Annotated in this window: 13 protein-coding genes and 1 pseudogene; 8 read left to right on the top strand and 6 right to left on the bottom strand. The window is 72.9% G+C overall.

Annotated elements, in window-relative coordinates; translation table 11 throughout:
- Positions 1-206 precede the first annotated feature (206 nt).
- A complete protein-coding gene (locus tag ABT127_RS11960) occupies positions 207-2,495 on the top strand; it encodes an FAD-dependent oxidoreductase (protein ID WP_351447534.1) in 2,289 nt (762 codons plus the stop codon).
- Between the two features lie 90 nt (positions 2,496-2,585).
- On the opposite strand, the gene ABT127_RS11955 is transcribed toward ABT127_RS11960, so the two are convergent.
- The 5 genes and pseudogenes from ABT127_RS11955 to ABT127_RS11935 all read right to left on the bottom strand — a co-directional run bounded on the left by ABT127_RS11955 (position 2,586) and on the right by ABT127_RS11935 (position 9,385).
- The gene (locus ABT127_RS11955; protein ID WP_351447531.1) at positions 2,586-3,377 is read right to left on the bottom strand and encodes an IclR family transcriptional regulator; all 792 of its coding nucleotides are present in this window, start codon (positions 3,375-3,377) and stop codon (positions 2,586-2,588) included.
- 118 nt (positions 3,378-3,495) lie between these two features.
- A complete protein-coding gene (locus tag ABT127_RS11950; RefSeq protein ID WP_351447528.1) occupies positions 3,496-5,097 on the bottom strand; it encodes a mucoidy inhibitor MuiA family protein in 1,602 nt (533 codons plus the stop codon).
- 6 nt (positions 5,098-5,103) lie between these two features.
- Positions 5,104-7,118 (bottom strand): annotated as a pseudogene (locus ABT127_RS11945) (DUF4139 domain-containing protein).
- Positions 7,119-7,220: 102 nt separating this feature from the next.
- Positions 7,221-7,901 carry a GntR family transcriptional regulator gene (locus ABT127_RS11940; protein ID WP_351447526.1) on the bottom strand — a complete coding sequence of 227 codons (681 nt, stop codon included), beginning with the start codon at positions 7,899-7,901 and terminating at the stop codon, positions 7,221-7,223.
- A complete protein-coding gene (locus ABT127_RS11935) occupies positions 7,898-9,385 on the bottom strand; it encodes a chlorohydrolase family protein (RefSeq protein ID WP_351447523.1) in 1,488 nt (495 codons plus the stop codon). The genes ABT127_RS11940 and ABT127_RS11935 overlap by 4 nt, the downstream gene beginning before the upstream one ends.
- Before the next feature lie 251 nt (positions 9,386-9,636).
- Here ABT127_RS11935 and ABT127_RS11930 point away from each other — a divergent pair, with 251 nt between their 5' ends.
- From ABT127_RS11930 to ABT127_RS11900, 7 genes are all read left to right on the top strand, one after another.
- Positions 9,637-10,674 carry an ABC transporter permease gene (locus ABT127_RS11930; protein WP_502971691.1) on the top strand — a complete coding sequence of 346 codons (1,038 nt, stop codon included), beginning with the start codon at positions 9,637-9,639 and terminating at the stop codon, positions 10,672-10,674.
- A 27-nt stretch (positions 10,675-10,701) separates the two neighbouring features.
- Entirely contained in the window at positions 10,702-12,438 is a 1,737-nt protein-coding gene (locus ABT127_RS11925) for an ABC transporter substrate-binding protein (protein ID WP_351447517.1), read from the top strand.
- A 2-nt stretch (positions 12,439-12,440) separates the two neighbouring features.
- Complete coding sequence (locus ABT127_RS11920) at positions 12,441-13,442, top strand: ABC transporter permease (protein ID WP_351447515.1); 1,002 nt, start codon at positions 12,441-12,443, stop codon at positions 13,440-13,442.
- Complete coding sequence (locus ABT127_RS11915; protein WP_351447512.1) at positions 13,442-14,461, top strand: ABC transporter ATP-binding protein; 1,020 nt, start codon at positions 13,442-13,444, stop codon at positions 14,459-14,461. Before ABT127_RS11920 ends, ABT127_RS11915 begins: the two co-directional genes overlap by 1 nt.
- Positions 14,458-15,471, top strand: a complete 1,014-nt coding sequence (locus ABT127_RS11910) for an ABC transporter ATP-binding protein (protein ID WP_351447509.1) — start codon at positions 14,458-14,460, stop codon at positions 15,469-15,471. Before ABT127_RS11915 ends, ABT127_RS11910 begins: the two co-directional genes overlap by 4 nt.
- A gap of 38 nt (positions 15,472-15,509) precedes the next feature.
- On the top strand, positions 15,510-16,724 hold the full coding sequence (locus ABT127_RS11905; RefSeq protein ID WP_351447506.1) for an amidohydrolase: 1,215 nt from the start codon (positions 15,510-15,512) through the stop codon (positions 16,722-16,724).
- Between the two features lie 198 nt (positions 16,725-16,922).
- On the top strand, positions 16,923-17,627 hold the full coding sequence (locus ABT127_RS11900; RefSeq protein ID WP_351447503.1) for a hypothetical protein: 705 nt from the start codon (positions 16,923-16,925) through the stop codon (positions 17,625-17,627).
- Positions 17,628-17,654: 27 nt separating this feature from the next.
- On the opposite strand, the gene ABT127_RS11895 is transcribed toward ABT127_RS11900, so the two are convergent.
- Positions 17,655-18,602 (bottom strand): helix-turn-helix domain-containing protein, encoded by a 948-nt coding sequence (locus ABT127_RS11895; RefSeq protein ID WP_351447500.1) that lies wholly within the window; start codon positions 18,600-18,602, stop codon positions 17,655-17,657.
- Positions 18,603-18,613 lie beyond the last annotated feature (11 nt).

The following is an 18,613-nucleotide window of genomic DNA, read 5'->3' as shown; positions in this document are numbered from 1 at the left end:
TCGCCCCACCTGCCATGAACTTCAAAAGCGGCTCGTGCCAGCCGTGTCCGCGGCTGCGTCGGAAACTTACAATGGATCCCACTGACTGAACAGTGGTTGCACAATATGGATGTGATGTACGTTCGAGGCCGCTCCGCTCCGGCGGGACGTATCCGCGCTTCACACCGCGTCACACCGGCGCACCGTCACACCAGGGAGGCCGCTCCGTGCGGGAAGAAGAGGTCCATTACGACATCGCCGTCATCGGCGGCGGCTTGGCGGGGACCTGCGCGGCCATCGCCGCGGCCCGGCTCGGCCGACGCGTCGCGCTGGTCAACAACCGCCCGGTGCTCGGCGGCAACGCCAGCAGCGAGGTCCGCGTCTGGGTCTGCGGCGCCACCGCACACGGCGTGCACCGGTGGGCGCGCGAGACCGGCATCATGGGCGAGCTGTACACCGAGAACCAGTTCCGCAACCCCGAGGGCAACCCGTACTACTGGGACCAGGTGGTCCTCGATGCCGTCCTCGCCGAGCCCAACATCGACCTGTACCTCAACACCGACGTGCGCGAGGTCGACGCGAGCGGACCGGACGACGCCCGCGAGGTGCACTCCTGCACCGGCTGGATGATGGGGTCCGAGCGCCGCATCACCTTCCACGCACAGCAGTTCCTCGACTGCACCGGCGACGGACTGCTCGGCCACCTCGCCGGCGCCCGCTACCGCATCGGCCGCGAGGCCCGCGCGGAGTTCGACGAGCCGTGGGCCCCCGAGGAGAGCGACGAGGCGCTGCTCGGCTCGACGATCCTGTTCCACACCAAGGACGCCGGCCACCCCGTGAAGTTCGTGCCGCCCGCGTACGCCCGGGATCTGACCACCACACCCATCCTGCGCAACCGCGTCCTGCGCACCGGGGACAACGGCTGCGACTACTGGTGGATCGAGTGGGGCGGCGAGCTGGACACCGTCCACGACAACGAGCGGATCCGCGACGAGCTCCAGGCCGTCATCATGGGCATCTGGGACCACATCAAGAACTCGGGCGAGTTCCCCGACGCCGCGAACCTCACCCTGGAGTGGGTCGGCTCCCTGCCCGGCAAGCGCGAGTACCGCCGCTTCCTCGGCGACTACGTCCTCACCCAGCAGGACATCCTGGAACAGCGGCAGTTCAGCGACCGGGTCGCCTTCGGCGGCTGGTCCGTCGACCTCCACCCCGTCCAGGGCATGTACGCCGACGAGCCCGGCGCCCGCCAGCGCTACGCGGACGGCGTCTTCCACATCCCGCTGCGCTCCCTGTACTCGGCGAACGTCACGAACCTGCTGTTCGCCGGGCGCAACATCTCCGCCACCCACATCGCGTTCGGCGCCACCCGGGTCATGGCCACCTGCGCCACGATCGGCGAGGCGGCCGGCACCGCCGCCGCGCTGTGTGTCGCCGAGAGCCTGAGCCCGCGCGAACTGGCCACCAAGCGCCCCGAGCTGGTGCGCCGCGCGCTGCTGCGCCAGGACGCCTCCGTCATCGGTCTCGCCGACGACGACCCCGAGAATCTGGCCCGCACCGCCCGCGTCAGCGCCGCCGGCCACCTCGCCCGGCTGGCCGCGGAGCCCACCATCGAGGCGCCCGGCGAGCCGTACCCCCTCACCCGCGACCTGGCGCTGCTGCTGCCGGCGGACCCGGCCCTCGACACCGTCGACCTGCTCGTCCACGGCGCCGACGACGGCGCGGAGCGCGAGCTGACCGTGGAGCTGTGGGGTACGGGCCGCCCCGAGAACGCCGTCCCCGTCGACCGGTTGCTGACCACCACCGTGACCGTGCCGCCGGGCGGCCCGCACTGGGTCACCGCCCGCTTCGACCACCGCCCCGAGGCCCCCGGGAACGTCGTCGTCATCGTGCGGGCCGCGCCCGGCACCGCGCTCGTCCTCGTGCCCGAGCGCACCGACGGAGTGCTCGCGCTGCGCAGCCGCGTCGAGGGGGACGCGGCCGTCGACCACGACATCCCCGAGGAGGACGGACAGCTCGTCCTGGAGTGGCAGGCCCGCGGGCTGCGCCGCCGGACCTTCGCGTTCCGGGCGAGCCCGCGGACGGCCGCGTTCCGCCCGGAGCGCGCCGTCGGAGGGTTCCAGCGGGCGTACGGCGGCCCGCAGATGTGGGTCTCCGAGCCGTCGGGCGGCGAGGAGTGGCTGCGGCTCGACTGGGATCGGCAGCAGCTGCTCACCGAGGCACGGGTCGTGTTCGACGACGACGTCGACGAGTACCTCAACAACCTCCACCGGCACCGCACCCCGTTCGAGGTGATGCCGGAACTGGTCCGCGACTACCGCATCCAGAGCCGCGCCGCCGACGGCACCTGGCACACCCTGCTGACGGTCACCGGCAACCGCCGCCGCCACCGCGTGCACCCGCTCGCCGAAGCCGACGGCGGACCCGTGCGCACCGACGCGCTGCGGATCGTCGTCGACGCGACGCACGGGGCGCGGCGCGCGCACGTGATCGCGTTCAAGGCGTACGGCGCGTAGGCCCGAGGCGCGGCAACGGGGAAGGGGCCCGGCACCGGTCGAACGACCGGCGCCGGGCCCCTTCCCCGTACGTGCCCTCGTGTACGGGACTCAGAGCGCGCCGAGTGCCTGGCTGATGGCGTCTGCGGCCTCGATGACCTCACGGGTGAGGGTCTGGCGCTGCCCGTCGGCCACGGCGCCGTGGTCCCCGAGCAGCGAGGTCGGGCCCCACAGCGAGATGGCGGCGACGACGTCGCCCGAGGCGTCACGGACCGGGGCGGCCAGCGAGGCCCGGCCCAGAGCGCGCTCCTCGGCCTCGATCGCATAGCCGGAGCGGCGCACGGAGTCGATCTCGGTGTCCAGGAGATCGTGGCTGGTCGTCGTGTAGTCGGTGTGCGCGGCGAGCGGCTCGGGCAGCAGCCTGCGGCGCTCCTTGGGCGTGAGCCCGGTGAGCAGGCACTTGCCGATGCTGGTGGCGTGCAGCGGCGCCGTATGTCCCGCCTGGGTGTACGACTTGGGGGCGCGGGTCCCCTCGAAGTTGCACAGGAACATCAGCTCCGTCCCGCGCCGGATCGCCACATTGGCCCCGAGGCCGGTGCGGGCGGCGAGGTTCTGGAGGACCATCCGGGCCGCCCGGTGCACGGGGTGGCGGTTCGCCGCGGTGGTCGCGAGCGGGAGGATGCCCAGGCTGAGGCGGTACAGATTGCTGACCGGGTCGCGCTCGACCATGTCCAGGCGCTCGAGGGTGGACAGCAGCCGGGACGTGGTGGAGGAGCCGAGGCCGGTGAGCTCGGCGACATCGGACACGCGCAGCTCGGCGCGGCCCGAGTCCAGTGCGCGCAGCACCGAGACCGCTCGTTCGACGCTCTGGTTCGTCCCGGCGTCGGTCGCCCGAGTAGCCATGACCCTCCTCGTTCTGCAAATGGCTTGCACATTCTGCATCAGCATATCGCGTCAGGTCGTTCTGTCAGCGGTTCCGCGGACCCGGACCCCACTCACTGATGACGGCGTGCGGGCCCGGCTACAGGCCGCTCACCTTGGCGCTCGCCGACACCTCGTACACCAGCGTCACCGTGCGCCGGCCGCCCGGCGGGAGCGTGACGTCCCAGCGGGCGATGCCCTCGGCGTCGAGGGCATCCGGAGCGGGGGAGCAGGACTCCTTGCGCAGACGCACCTCGACGTCCGACACCTCGGACACGGGGATCCGCTCGCGCACCGCGATCACCCGGTCGCCGGTCTCGTCCGGCGCGGAGAAACGCGACAGGTGCAGCCGCACCGTGCGGGTGACGACGGTGCGCTGGGTCAGGCCCGTCGTGTTCCGGAACTCCTCGGCCTCCCGGGTCACCCGGTAGGTGTCCGCGCTGCCGAACGCCAGCTCCTGGGCGGCTCCGGGCGCGGTGAAGTCCAGAGTGGCGCGGCCGGTGAAACCGCTGCCGCGGATCAGCTCCACGGGTCCGGCGAGCAGGGCGTGCCCGCCGGTGTGGGTGAACCGCACGACCTCGGTGACCAGCGGGGAGAGTTCCGGAGCGCAGACGTACTCGCTCTGCGCGGGCGAGACGGCGGTCGTCAGCGGCACGCGGTGGGCGCGCCCGTCGCCGGGCACCGAGGCGGCGGCGGGGGCGCGCAGGACGCGTACCTCCCCGCCGTCGTCCACGCCCGGCAGGCCGGGCACCTGCGCGGGGCCGACGTCGGTGATCTCCTCCTCGCGCAACTCGATCTCCACGGAACGGCGTTCGGCGGCGGACCGGTCGCGCAGGGTGAGGCGGTCCTCGACCAGCCGCGGCGGGGTGGTGGCGAGGGACGAGCGGGCGGTGGACAGGGTCAGGCGTACGCCGGTCCAGTCCTCCCCGGTGCGCTGCCACACCATCGCGTCGGTGTGCAGCGTCAGCTCGCCGTCGGCCGCCGTTGCCCGGTAGGCGGGGCGCCACAGGGCGCACGGCGTGAGGTGCGTCAGGCGCAGCTCCGCCGGGCCCGCCGCGGTGGACCGCACCGTCAGCTCGACGTGGGCCGTGAGCTCCGGCGGCTCCTCCTCGGCGAGGGTCAACGCGTGCTGGGCGTAGGACAGTTCCGCGCCCACCGCCGCCAACTGGGTGTCGACGGAGACGAGCTCGTCCTCGTGCGTGGCACGCTCGGCGTCGACGCGGTCCAACTCGGCTGCCCAGCGCTCCGGTTCGGCCTCGCCGAACCCCGCGCCCTCGCCGATGTCCCGCAGCAGATCGGCCGCAAGTCCGCCCAGCAGGTCCAGGCGGGCCCGGAGCCGGTCGCGGCGCTGCTCGAAGGTCCGCTGCTCCTCGCCCAGGGCGTGCAGGCGGCGGCGCAGCGGTGAGTCGTCGGCGGTGGGTGGCTCGGGGCTGCGGGGCGTCCAGGCCCGTACCACGCGGACGTCGAGGACCGTGGCGTCGTCGGGGCCGTCGGTGAGCTCGGCGTGCAGACTGCGGTCGACGGCCAGCGCGCTGACCGGCCCGAGTCTCAACTGCCGCACACCGGGTTCGAGTTGAAGTGTGGCCGTCCGCTCGATGTGCGCGCGGTCCTCCAGGCAGGTCACCGCGGTGACCGGCAGGGGAATCGGCCCGGGGGCCGAGGGCGGGACGGTCTCGGAAGAAGACGTGGGAGTGGTGTTCATGGTGGGTCAGCTCCTCCGGTTGCCGCCGGTGAGGGCCTTGGCGGCCGGAATACGGATCTCGTAGCCGCCGTCGAGCACGGCGGTGCCGCCCGCGGGCACCTCCACCCGCCACAGCCGGGCGCCGGGCACCTGCGGCTCGGCTCCGTCGTGGCCGTCCTCCGGCGCCGTCCAGTCGGCCCGTTCCTCGACGCGCACATCGGCCTGCGAGGTGACGGGCACCCGCTCGCGGACCTCCACGGCGACCGGGCGGGACAGCCGGTTGGCCAGCTCCACGTGGATCCGGTGGTCGAGGACGGTGGTGGTCGAGCGCAGCCCGGCCGTGGATTCGCGCAGTTCGGTGCGGCGGCTGACCCGGATCGCCTCGGCGGGCCCGAGCCCCACCCGGCCGGTACCGCCCGGGGCGACGGTGGGCAGCGCGGCCGTCGGCAGGTGCTCGCCGTCGGCCGTGACGTCCACGGGCCCGGCGAGCAGTGCCCGGCCGGTGGCGTTGGAGAGCACCAGAGTGGCGTACACCGTCTCCTCGACGGACGGCACGCACAGGTACTCGGTGCGCAGACCGACCGGGAGCTCCGTGACGGTGACCGTGTGCCAGGTGCCGTCCGACGGGATGTCGGCGGTGCCCTCCGCGTCGTAGCGATGGTCGAAGGAGCCGGCCGATTCGCGCGGCCGCACCGCGCGTTCGGGCAGCGGCAGCGAGCCCACCGATTCCGCGCGGCGCCGGTACTCGGCGGCCACCGGGTCCGCCGGAGTCCCCGGCGCGAGGAGCCCGCGGCCGCCGCCCGGCGCGTCGGGACCGGCGAGGACCAGGTCGGCGTAGTCGAGTTCGGCGGCGCTCGGCCGCGGCGGCCCGGGCGGCGGGGGCGGCGGTGGGGGAGCGGGCACGGCCCCGCCGGGAGCGGCGGGCGCCGGGGGAGCGGCGGCCGGAGGCGGCGCCGGCAGGGCGCCCGGCGCTTTCAGCTGTCCGGCCGTGCGGGGGCGGCGGGCACCGAGCGTCGCCTGAGGTGCGGAGCCCGCGTACACCGGCGCCTGGGGCGCCCCGGCGAAACCTGCGGCCGGCGAGAGGCCCCGCGGCTGGACGGCAGGGCCCGGCCCCACCGCGTCGTACCCGGCGAACAGCCCCGCGAGCCCGGCCGGCGGCTCTCGCCAGCCGGAGGGTGCCGGGGCGGGCTGGCGGCGACCGATCCGCACCGACCGCAGCACGGGCACCCCGGTCGGCCGGTGCAGATCGGCGGTGGACAGGCCGAGACGCACGCCGCTCCAGTCCTCACCGGTGCGCTGCGCGACCGAGGCCCGCAGCACGAGCCGGCCGTCGTCCTCGCCCGCATGCCGCGTCAACCGGTAGGAGGGCACCCAGACCGCGCCCGGGACCCGGTACTCGATCTCGATGTCCACCGGCCCGGTGTCCTCGCCGGTCTCCCCCAGAGTGAGGTCGGCCGCGACCGTGGTCCGCACGGGAGTCGACGGAGCATCGGTGGAGGAGCGCGCCAACCGGTCGCGGGCGATACCGAGTTCGTGCCCGATGCGGGTCAACCGCTCGTCCAGGTCGGCGAGTTCGCCGTGCAGTGCCGAAAGGCGCTCGTCGACGAAATCGGCGAGCCGCAGCCACGCGTCGACGGGCGCACGCCGGTGCGGATCCTCGCGGCGGCGCGGCGGCGGGACCGCGCGCAGCGCCGTGACCTCCTCGATCCGGCGCAGCTGCCGGTCCCGGCGGGCCTCGGCGCGCAGCTGCTCCCGGGTGAGCCGCTCCGTCTCGCGGACCAGGTCCTCGGGTGCGTCGGCCGGGACCGGCTCGGCCTCGACGGCGATCCGGGCGCCGGTGACCCGCAGGCCGCTCCCGGCCACGACCTGCGCGCGCAGCGAGAGGGGGTCGAGGACGCGGGGCAGACCCGCACCCGGACCCGGCCGTCGGCCGGCACGACGCCCCGCGCGAGCCGCCGGCACACCGCGCCGCGCGCGTGCACCACGACCGACGTGAGCTCCGATTCCCAAGGCGCGCAGGGCTGTGCCGCCGCGTCCGTCATCGCGTGTCCCCTCCCGTACGCCGTCGAGCACGGCGCCGACTTCGGACGAAGGGTAGCCCGTGGTCAGCGGGCCGGACACGGGATTGCGGACGCGCGGGGCCCTCACTCCGGGGGCAGCACCGCGGCCAGCGCCGTCATCACGGGCGCCCGCCGGACGTCGATGTGGGCGAAGGTGAGCGCCTCGGCGAGGCGCGGCCGGCCCGCCCCGATCGCGTCGCAGATCTGCCGGTGCTCCGCGCAGTGCTGCTCGGCCCCGCGCTCGGTCGCGGTGATGCGGAACAGCCAGTGCATCAGACCGCGCGAGGGCTGGAAGGACGACTGCAGCAGGCGGTTGCCCGTCATGGTGATCAGCTCGGCGTGGAAGTCGGTGTTCGCGGCCGCGATGGCCGCCGCGTCGCCGCGCCCGGTCGCCGCCTCGGCCTCGGCCATCACCGCCCGCAGGCCCGCGTGGTCACCGCCGCGCTCGACGATCTCGGCCGCCCGCCGCGCCGCGAACACCTCCAGGCTGAGCCGGAGGTCGAAGAGCTCGTCGACGTCGCGCAGGGTGAGCCGGCGCACCCGGGCGCCCCGGCGCGGTTCCAGGACGACGAGTCCGTCGCCCGCGAGCCGCATCAGGGCCTCGCGCACCGGAACGCGCGAGACCCCGAGGGCCTCGGCGAGTTCGCGTTCGCGCAGCCGGGTGCCGGGCCGGTAGGTGCCCGCGTGGATGCCGGTCCTGATCAACTCCTCGGTGCGCTCCACCTGCGAGGCACCGGAGATTTCGGACGCCTCGGCGAGCGTCACGCGCCCGTCTCCTGCCCGGCCCCGCGGAACGCGGGAAACGTCGGCGGGAAGAGCGCGGCGGTGTCCCGGCGCTGCGTGTCGCGCTCGCTGTAGGCCGCGCGCATCCGCTCGAACAGGGCCTGTGCGTCGTGCCGGAGCGCGTCCAGGTCGAGACCGGGAAGGCCCCCGTCGACGAGCACCGGGCGGCCCGCGACCACGGAGTCCGTCGCCTGCCGCGCCGTCCCGTTGAGCAGGAAGGTGCGAACCGGGTCGTCGAGCACGCCGTCGCGGAAGTCGTCCAGGGAGAACGCGACCAGGTCCGCCTGGGCGCCGGGCGCGATCCGGCCCAGGTCGTCGCGGCCGAGCGCGCGGGCGCCGCCCAGCGTGGCCGCCTCCACGTAGTGCTCGGCGGGCGCGGCGTCCGAACGGCCGTCGGCGATCTTCGCCAGGTGCACGCCGGTGTCCATCCCGCGGACGAGGTCCGGCGGGAACGAGTCCGTGCCCAGGCACAGGTTCACGCCCGCCTCGCGGTAGGCGCGGAACGAGTGCAGCATCTCGCCGTAGCGCAGCGAGGTCTGCGGGCAGTGGACGACCGAGATGCCGCGCCGGGCGAGCAGGGCCAGGTCGCCGTGGTCCGCGCCGTGGACGGCCGGGTGCCGGTCGAGGAGCACGGTGTGCGGGATGAGCAGGTTCGGGCCCAGCAGGCCGTGCTTGTCGAGGAGTTCGATCGGGGTCAGGCCGTGCCGCCGCCGGATGATGTCGCGCTCGGCCAGGCCCTGGAGCGCGTGCAGCCGGACCAGGACCCCGCGCTCGCGCCCCACCCGCGCCGTCTCGGCGAGCAGTTCCTCGGTGAGGGTCTCGACGCGGCACGGCAGCAGGACACCGGTGAGCAGCGGGTCGCCGAGCGCGTCGAGGTGGTCCAGGAAGCGGACGGCGTCGCGCATCCCCGCCAGCCCCTCCGCCTCGTCGAAGGCGACCTCGCGCGTGCCGTCCGGCAGGACGACGTTCACGCCCGACCGGTAGGCGGGACCGAGGTAGCCGCGCAGACCGATCCGGCGGGAGACGTCGGCCATCGCGACGAGTTCGTCGTACGGCTCGGCCCAGCGGCTGTGCACCTCGGAGGCGATCGGCATGAACGTGGTGATGCCGTGCAGCGCGAGCTGGGCGAGGGCGTACGTGCGGATGGTCGCCCGTTCCTCGGGCGTGAAGACGTCATGGCGCCGCTGGGCGAAGTAGTCCAGCGACCACTGCAGGCCCTTGGCCCGCTCCGGCCCCGCCCAGGAGTCCAGGACGAGATGGTCGACGTCGGTGAGCGCGTCGAGGTCGATCAGTCCGGGCAGCACCAGGGACTCGCCCAGGTCGCGCTCCGCGTCGACCGCGCCGTCGAAGCGCGGGCCGACGTAGACCACGCGGTCGTCCTCCCACACCACCTCGCCGTCGTGCAGCAGCGCGTGGCCGCCGTCCTGGTGGGCGAGGATGTGCCGGGCGCGCCAGCGGGTGCGCATAGTGCCTCCTGTGGTTCACGGGCCTTGCCTTCCCGATCGTACGAGTTGGTATACCGGCTAGGGAAGAGCGATCGGCCATCCGTTGACCGGCAGCATCTCTGCGCGGTGAAATGCCCTATTAAGCGCACAAGTTACCGGGCTCGGTATACCAAAATCCGGTCAGCCCTTTCGCGCCATTGCATTCCTGGTATACCGTCCCGCCAACCTTCCCCCGAACGCCGAATGGATCACGCGACGTGACGGATTCCCCTGTGCTGCCCGCCCGGCCGCCTTCCGGCGCCGACGCCGGTGGCGAGCCCAACTCCACCGCTGCCGCGCCGACTTCGGCCCCGCAGACGGTCGCCGCCCGCTCCCTGATCGGCACCGCATGGCTGCGCATCCGGCGCAGCAGGATCGCCCTCGCCGCGCTCGCCGTGGTGGTCCTCATGATCCTCTTCGCGGCGCTGGCCCCGCTGCTCAGCGCTCTCGAGGGCCAGGACCCGTACACCACCCGCACCAGCCCGGACGTCCTCGACGACTACGGCACCCCCGGGCTGCCGCTGCCCTACTACCGCTATCCGTCCGCCGACCACTGGCTCGGCGTCGAACCGGGCCTGGGCCGCGACATCTTCGCCCGCATGGCACACGGCGCCCAGGTCTCCCTGATCATCGCGCTGCTCGCCACCGCCGTCTCCGTCGTCCTCGGCACGCTGCTCGGCGCCGCGGCCGGCTACTTCGGCGGCAAGGTCGACATGGTGATCAGCCGGGTCATGGACCTGTTCCTGGCCTTCCCGCACCTGCTGCTCGTGCTGTCCCTGACACCGATCCTGCAGTCCCGGCTCGGCGACACGGCGCTGGGGGAGGGCAGCCTGCTGCCGATCGCCTCGCTCGTGATCATTCTCGGCTTCTTCGGCTGGGCCTATCTCGCCCGCGTCGTGCGCGGCCAGGTGCTGTCCATCCGCGAGCAGGAGTTCGTCGAGGCGGCCCGCGCCTACGGCGCCTCGCACCGCACGATCATCGTCAAGCAGATCGTGCCCAACGTGATGGGCGTCGTCCTCGTCTACGCCACGATGATGATCCCCACGAACATCACCGCCGAGGCGGCCCTGTCCTTCCTCGGCGTCGGCGTCAAGGACCCCACCCCGTCCTGGGGACAGATGCTCAACGCCGCCCAGGCCGGCAACTGGTACCTGACCGACCCCTGGTTCCTCGCCGTCCCCGCCGGCGCCCTCGTCCTCACGGTGCTGGCCTTCAACCTGCTCGGCGACGCCGTCCGCGACGCCCTCGACCCCAAGTCCTCCCGTGGCTGACCCCGTCCACGCAACCCAGGAGCAGCAGTGAATCGACGCACCGTGGCGGCGCTCGCCCTGACGGTGGCCACCGGGCTGACCCTCACCGCCTGCGGCGGCCCCAAGCCGAAGCCCGGCTCGGGCTCCAACGCCCCCGCCGACGCCTTCGAGGCCGTCAAGGTCGGCGACGGCGACACGACCAGGGGCGGCAACGTCAACGTCCTGATGTCCACCGACTTCCAGACCCTCGACCCGGGCAACAGCAACTACGTCCAGACGGCCAACGTCGGCCAGCTCTACTACCGCACCCTCACCATGGCGAAGGAGGAGGCGGGCAAGCCCCCGAAGATCGTCCCCGACCTCGCCACGGACCTCGGCAAGGTCTCCAAGGACGGCCTCACCTGGACGTACACCCTGAAGACGGGCCTGAAGTTCGAGGACGGCTCGCCGATCACCGCGAAGGACGTCAAGTACGGCGTCGAGCGGACCTACGCCCGCGACGTGTACACCCAGGCACCGCAGGAGCTGAACTCCGCGCTCTCCGACGACGGCTACAAGGGCCCGTACGCCAAGGGCTCCGCCGGTGACTTCAAGGGCATCGAGACCCCCGACGCACACACGGTCGTCTTCAAGCTGAAGCAGCCCTTCGCCGAGTTCCCGGCGCTCGTCTCGCGCTCCAACACCGCGCCCGTGCCCCGGGCGAAGGACACCAAGCTCGACTACACCAACCACCCGGTGTCCACGGGCCCGTACAAGATCCAGTACTACGACCGCGGGCGCTCCATGAAGCTCGTCCGCAACAAGAACTGGGACCCGGCCACCGACCCGAACCGCAGCGCCCTGCCGGACACCTTCACCTTCAGCCTCTCCACCGCGCAGTCGACCATCAGCCAGCAGCTGCTCGCCGACTCCGACCCCACGGCGCTCACCCTCGACAGCTCGGGCGGACTCCAGGCGTCCGACGCGGCGAAGCTGGACGAGCCGGGCGTCACGCGGCGCACCGCGTCCGGCCTGATCGGCTGCACCGACGTCCTCGACTTCAACACCGTGTCGATCAAGGACCCGGTCGTCCGTGAGGCCATCGCGCTCGCCATCGACCGCAAGGCCATCCAACTCCAGTACGGCGGTGCCCGCTTCGGCAAGCTCACGCAGTCGTACATCAACCCCGACCAGCGCGGCTACGTCCCCCAGCACACCGGACTCGACCCGGCGGGCCAGCCCCGGCTCGCGGCGGCGAAGAAGCTCCTGAAGGGCCGTGACGTACCGAAGAAGCTCGTCTACGGATACGCCGACGCCACGCCCCGCTACAAGAACATGGGCACCTCGCTCCAGCAGAACCTCAAGCAGCTCGGCATCGACCTCGAACTGCGCCCCATCCCCGCCGCGAACTACTACACGACGCTCGCCGGCTCCCACATGCCCGACATCGCCCGCAGCGGCTGGTGCGGCGGCGCCGACAGCGGCTCGGTGCGCACCACCATCGACCCCAACCTGGGCCCGAGCGTCGACGGCAAGAGCTTCGGCTTCTCCAACATCCCCCGCTACCACGACCCGGAGATCGCCCGCGCCATGTACGCGCTGCGCGGGGAGAACGGCACCAGTGAGGAGCTCGGCCGCAAGTGGGCGAAGCTCTTCGACCGCGGCATGCAGGACTACCCGCTCGTGCCGCTGATCAGGAACGTCACCCGCAGCGTCGTGGGATCCGACATCCGCAACGCGCAAGTCGGTTACTTCTTCGGCTCCATCGACCTCTCGACCGTCTCGGTCGTGTCCAAGAAGGGGTGACCATGGCCGCCTTTCTGCTCCGGCGCTTCGGCGCCACCGTCGTCCTGCTGATCGTCATCAGCTTCGTCACCTTCACCCTCTTCCAGTTCGGCCCCGCCGACCCGGCGGCCGCCGCCTGCGGACAGGAGTGCACACCGCAGCGCGTGGCCGAGGCGCGCGTCGCCCTCGGCATGGACAAGCCGTTCCTCAGCCAGTACCTGACCTACATGTCCGGGCTGTTCCACGGGCGGACGATCGGCGCGGCCGGTGCGCAGTCGCTGTGCGAATGGCCCTGCTTCGGCAAGTCGTTCCAGACGAACGAGAACGTCACCGCCGTACTGGAACGCGCCCTGCCGTACACGGTGTCCGTCGCCGTCGGCGCGATCGTGCTGTGGACGCTCGTCGGCGTCACCCTCGGCACGCTCGCCGCGCTGCGCAAGAACAAGCTCACCGACAAGCTGATCGTGGGCGGCGCCTCGATCGGCGTCTCGCTGCCGATCCCCGTCACCGGGCTGCTCCTGCTGCTGGTCTTCGTCTCGACGTTCGACCTGCTGCCGTTCACGACCAACGCCATCACGTCCCCGTTCGGACCGGCCGGGTTCGGCGGCTGGTTCCAGAACTACCTGCTGCCCTGGGTCGCGCTCGCCGTGCTGTTCAGCGCCCAGTACATCCGCGTCACCCGCAGCTCCATGCTGGAGACGTTCGGCGAGGACTTCATGCGCACCGCCCGCGCCAAGGGCCTGTCCAGGACGGTGATGGTCGTCCGGCACGGCGCCCGCGCCGGACTCACCCCCGTCGTCACCATGCTCGGCCTCGACATCGGGCTGCTGCTCGGCGGCGCCGTCCTCACCGAGCAGATCTTCTCCGTCCCCGGCGTCGGCTTCACCGCCGTCCGCGCCGCACAGGCCGGCGACCTGCCCGTGACCATGGCGATCACCCTGCTCGCCGCCTTCTTCATCATCGTCGCCAATGTCGTCGTCGACGCCGTCTACGCCGTCATCGACCCGCGAGTGAGGGCCGCCTGATGACCACCGCCACCGATCAACCCCTGCTGCGCATCCGGGACCTGCACGTCACCTTCCCGACCGACGACGGCCTCGTGCACGCCGTCAACGGCATGGACCTCACCCTGAACCGGGGCGAGACCCTCGGCATCGTCGGCGAGTCCGGCTCCGGCAAGACCGTCACCAGCCAGGCGCTGATGGGTCTGCTCAAGGAGACCCGCGCCGAGGTCACCGGCGAGATCCTGCTCGACGGCACCGACCTCAACTCCCTGTCCGAGGACCGGATGCGCGCCTGGCGCGGCAAGAAGATCGCCATGATCTTCCAGGACCCGCTCTCCGCGATGCACCCCTTCCACACCGTCGGCGCCCAGATCGCCGAGGCGTACCGGGTCCACAACCAGGTGTCGAAGAAGGCCGCCCTCGACGTCGCCGTCGACATGCTCGGCCGGGTCGGCATCCCCGACGCCCGGCGCCGCGCCCGCGCCTTCCCGCACGAGTTCTCCGGCGGCATGCGCCAGCGCGCCATGATCGCCATGGCGCTGGTCTGCGAACCCGAGCTGCTCATCGCCGACGAGCCGACCACCGCCCTCGACGTCACCGTCCAGGCACAGATCCTCGACCTGCTCGGCGAACTCCAGCAGGAGACCGGCACCAGCGTCGTCCTCGTCACCCACGACCTCGGGGTCGTCGCCGAGGTCTGCCACCAGGTCGCCGTCATGTACGGCGGCCAGTGCGTGGAGCGGGGCAGCGTGCGCGAACTCTTCCGCGACCCGCGCCACCCCTACACCCAGGGCCTGCTCGCCTCCATGCCCACGCTCGGCGACGAGAGCGAGCGGCTGCGCCCCATCCCGGGCTTCCCGCCGTCGCTGCTCGCCCTGCCGGACGGCTGCCTCTTCGCCGACCGCTGCCCGCAGGCCCACCGCGTGCCCGACGGACGCTGTCACGGCGAACGCCCCGCGTTCCGCACCGCGGACACCGCCGACCACCCCTCCCGGTGCCACCTGGAGACCCTCACCGACACCGCGGAGGCCGTGCGATGACCACCACCGAGCAGCCGCCGCTCCTGGAGGCGCGCGGCCTGACCAAGCACTTCCGGGGACGCGGCGGCCTCCTCGGCCGGGGCGGCGCCCCGGTCAAGGCCGTCGACGGCGTGAGCTTCGCCGTGGGCGCCGGACAGACCCTCGGCATCGTCGGCGAGTCCGGCTGCGGCAAGTCCACCACCGGCCGGCTGCTGATGCGCCTGCTCGAACCGACCTCCGGCACCGTCCTGCTCGACGGCCGCGACGTCGGCTCGCTGAACCGGGCCGAGGCGCAGGAGTACCGGCGCCAGGTGCAGATGGTCTTCCAGAACCCGTCCTCGTCCCTCAACCCCCGGCAGACCGTGGGCGCCGCGATCGCCGCGCCGCTGCACGCCCAGGGCATCGAACCGGCCGGCGGCGTCAAGACGCGCGTACGGGAACTGATGGACCGGGTGGGGCTGCGCCCCGACCACTACAACCGGTTCCCGCACGAGTTCTCCGGCGGCCAGAAGCAGCGCGTCGGCATCGCCCGCGCGCTCGCCCTCGAACCCCGCCTGATCATCTGCGACGAGCCGGTCTCGGCCCTCGACGTCTCCGTCCAGGCGCAGGTCGTCAACCTCCTCCAGGACATCCAGGCCGACACCGGCGTCTCGTACGTGTTCATCGCCCACGACCTTTCCGTGGTACGGCACTTCGCCGACCGGGTCGCCGTCATGTACCTCGGCAGGGTCATGGAGAGCGGGGCCACCCGCGACGTCTTCGACCACCCCCGCCACCCCTACACCCGCGCCCTGCTCTCCGCCGTCCCCCAGCCCGACCCGGACGCCGACCGGGGCCGCCGGATCCGGCTCTCCGGCGATCTGCCCACCCCGGCGAACCCCCCGTCCGGCTGCGTGTTCCGTACGCGGTGCCCGCTGCGCCCCACCCTCGGCGAGGCCGAGCAGGCGCGCTGCGCGGGGGAGGTCCCGCCGGTCCCGCAGGACGAGGGGCCCGCCTGCCACTTCGCCGACCGGGCCCTCTCGACCCACTGACCCGTCAACACATCACCGAAGTAAGGAAGTTGCACCACATGCTCATCCGTGACGTCCGCCCCTGGGGCGGCGAGCGCAGCGACGTGACCGTCGACGGCACCCGCATCACCGCCATCCGCCCGCACGACCCGGCGGCCGCGCCCGTCGCGGACACCGTCGAGGGCCGCGGCCGACTGCTCCTGCCGTCCTTCAGCGACGTCCACGTCCACCTGGACTCCACCCGCATCGGCCTGCCGTTCCGCCCGCACACCGGCGGCCCCGGCGTATGGACGATGATGATGAACGACCGCGAGAACTGGCGCGACGCGGAGATCGCCCTGCCCGAGCGGGTCGCCGGCACCCTGGAGCGCATGATCGCCCGCGGTACGACGCGGGTGCGCACGTACGCGCAGGTCGACGTCGACTGCAAGCTGGAGAAGTTCGAGGCGGTCGTCGCCGCCAAGGAGAAGTACGGGCATCTCGCCGACGTCCAGATCATGACGTTCCCGCAGGCGGGCATCCTGCTGGAGCCCGGCACCGCCGACTACCTGGAGGCCTCGCTCAAGGCGGGCGCCGACGTGATGGGCGGCATCGACCCCTGCACCCTGGACCGCGACCCCAAGGGCCACCTCGACGTCGTCTTCGGGCTCGCCGAGAAGTACGGCGTCGAGGTCGACATCCACCTCCACGAGCCCGGCGAACTGGGCGTGTTCTCGACCGACCTGATCCTGGAGCGGGTCCGGGCGCTCGGCATGCAGGGCAAGGTCACGATGTCGCACGCCTACGAGCTGGGCTCCGTCAACGAGGCGACCAGCCGCCGCCTCATCGAGGAGTTCGCGGAGCTGGACATCGCCATGGCTACCGTCGCCCCCGCCGCCCGCAACCAGCTCTCCCTCACCGCGCTCACCGAGGCGGGCGTCCGCGTCGGCCTCGGCGAGGACGGGCAGCGCGACTACTGGAGCCCGTACGGCAACTGCGACCTCCTCGACCGCACCTGGCAGCTCGCCTTCACCAACAACTTCCGCCGCGACGAGCACATCGAGATGTGCCTGGCGGTGGCGAGCATGGGCGGCGCCGCCATCATGAGCCACGACGTGCCGCGGCTCGCCGGAGTCACCGACCGGCCCGGTCTCGCCGTGGGCGACCGCGCCGACCTGCTGCTCGTCGACGGCGAGACGCCCAGCAGCGCCGTCATGGACCGTGGCACCGACCGCACGGTCCTGCACGACGGACGGGTCGTCGCCGACGGCCTCGAACTGGTCGACGCCGGCTGATCCCGACGCTCCCGACGCGGGCCGCCGTCCCTTGTGGACGGCGGCCCGTTGAGTACGACAATGTCCGGAATGCGTAACGACGCGTAACGTTCCGGCACGGCACGTGTGGAGCGAACCGCTCCACGGGCACCCTTCCCCCGGCACCGGCACAACGACCGCGCACGTCAGGACGTGCGCACGACAACGGGGGAACCGATCATGCGTGTGAACCACCAGAGAACGCTGCGCACCGGCCTGCGGGCCTGCGCGCTGGGAGCGGCCGTAGCGGCGGCCCTGACCCTGACCGCCTGCGACCAGAGCAGCGCCGACGACAAGACCGCCGGCACCGCGAGTCCTGCCACGAGCACCCCGCCGAGTCCGTCCGCCGCGAGCGCGTCGCCCTCGAAGACCGCCTCCACCGCGACGGCCGACCCCGCCGCGAGCACGACCACGCCCGGCGCGGCGAGGTCGGGCGGGTGGAAGTTCGCGCACCGGCAGACCCCGCCGACCGGCTCGGTCTGCGACCACGGCGGCCAGGGCCCGTACGGGAAGATCGAGTCCGTCAGCATGGGCGGCGAGAGCCCCACGCTCGTGAGCCTCGTCCTCGGCCACTACGAGTGCGGCGGAGCGAAGCCCCGCTTCGTGCCGTCCAGCGCGACCGGCGCCGCGACGGACGTGCTCGTCGACACGAACCATCTCAAGACGGTCGTCGGCGGCCGGATCGCGAGCCGCATGGGCACCCGGACCCCTGCCGCCGGCCCGTTCCTCGACGAACTCGCACGGATGCAGGACAAGGGCGAACTCGACGGCGCCAAGGCCCCCGAGTTCTGGTTCCGGATCGACGCCCCCTCCGACGACGTGAACGCCATGCCGGACAACGACAGCCACCTCATCTACCTGTACCAACTCGTCGACGCCCACTGACATCGCACACCGGCGCCGGACGGGCGCTCAGGCTGCCGCCACCTGTCCCTCCAGCGCGGCGAGCAGCCAGTCGTGGGCGCTGCCCGGTGTCGGCTCCGGTGCGCTGCCGGGCACGGTGATCAGCTCCGCCACGAGGTCCCAGTAGCCGTCGAGCCGGGGATCGGCCGCGAGCAGCGGAGCCAGCCCCCGGCGGAAGTCCGGGGTGTCGCGGCAGCCCGCCACGCGCGCGTACGTCGCCACGAAGCAGTCCAGCGCCTCGCCCCCGGAGGGCCCGGTACCCGCGCGCAACTGCCGGGCCGCCAGGTCGTAGGCCTCGGCCAGACCCGCGTACAGCAGCGCGGACTCCCGGGCGCCCGCCGAGCGGTGCGCGGCCGGCTGGGTACGGGTCTCGCCGACGCACGGAGGGGACACCAGGGCGCACAGCCGGGCGAACGCGAGGACCTGCGCCGGGGCCGGCGCGTCGGGCGGTTGCGGAACGGCGGCCTCCAGGAAGGCGGTTCGGGACGCGGCAGGCATCCGCGGCGGCAGCCACGCGCGCCAGAACCTGGCCAGCGGGGCCGTGCTGGGCGGCGTACCCAGCGAGCCGACGAGCCGCAGCCGGTCCGCGCGCTCCTCCGGCGGACAGGAGTGCACCAGGTGCAGCGCGGCCTCCTGCCAGCGCAGCGCGCTGAGCCGCGAGCCGAGCGTGCGCAACTGCTCCGCGACCGCGTCCTCCAACACGCCCTGCGCACCGGCCCGTTCGTCGACGACGCGACGCACCTCGGGGACCGGCAGGCCCAGCCCCCGCAGTGAGCGGATCAACCGGAGCCGGTCCAGGGCGTCCGGCGCGTAGCGGCGGTGTCCGCCGGTGCTGCGCGCACGCTCCGGCAGCAGACCGCTGTCGGAGTAGAAGCGGACCGTCTTCACCGTGGTGCCCGCGTGCTCGGCGAGCTCACCGATGCTCCACAGGCCGTCGGAACCGGAACCCGGCGTCACTTGAACCTCCC

Origin of the sequence: Streptomyces sp. NPDC001904 (assembly GCF_040297005.1) — a bacterium.
GTDB lineage: Bacteria > Actinomycetota > Actinomycetes > Streptomycetales > Streptomycetaceae > Streptomyces.
This window is presented reverse-complemented; position numbering and strand designations above follow the sequence as displayed.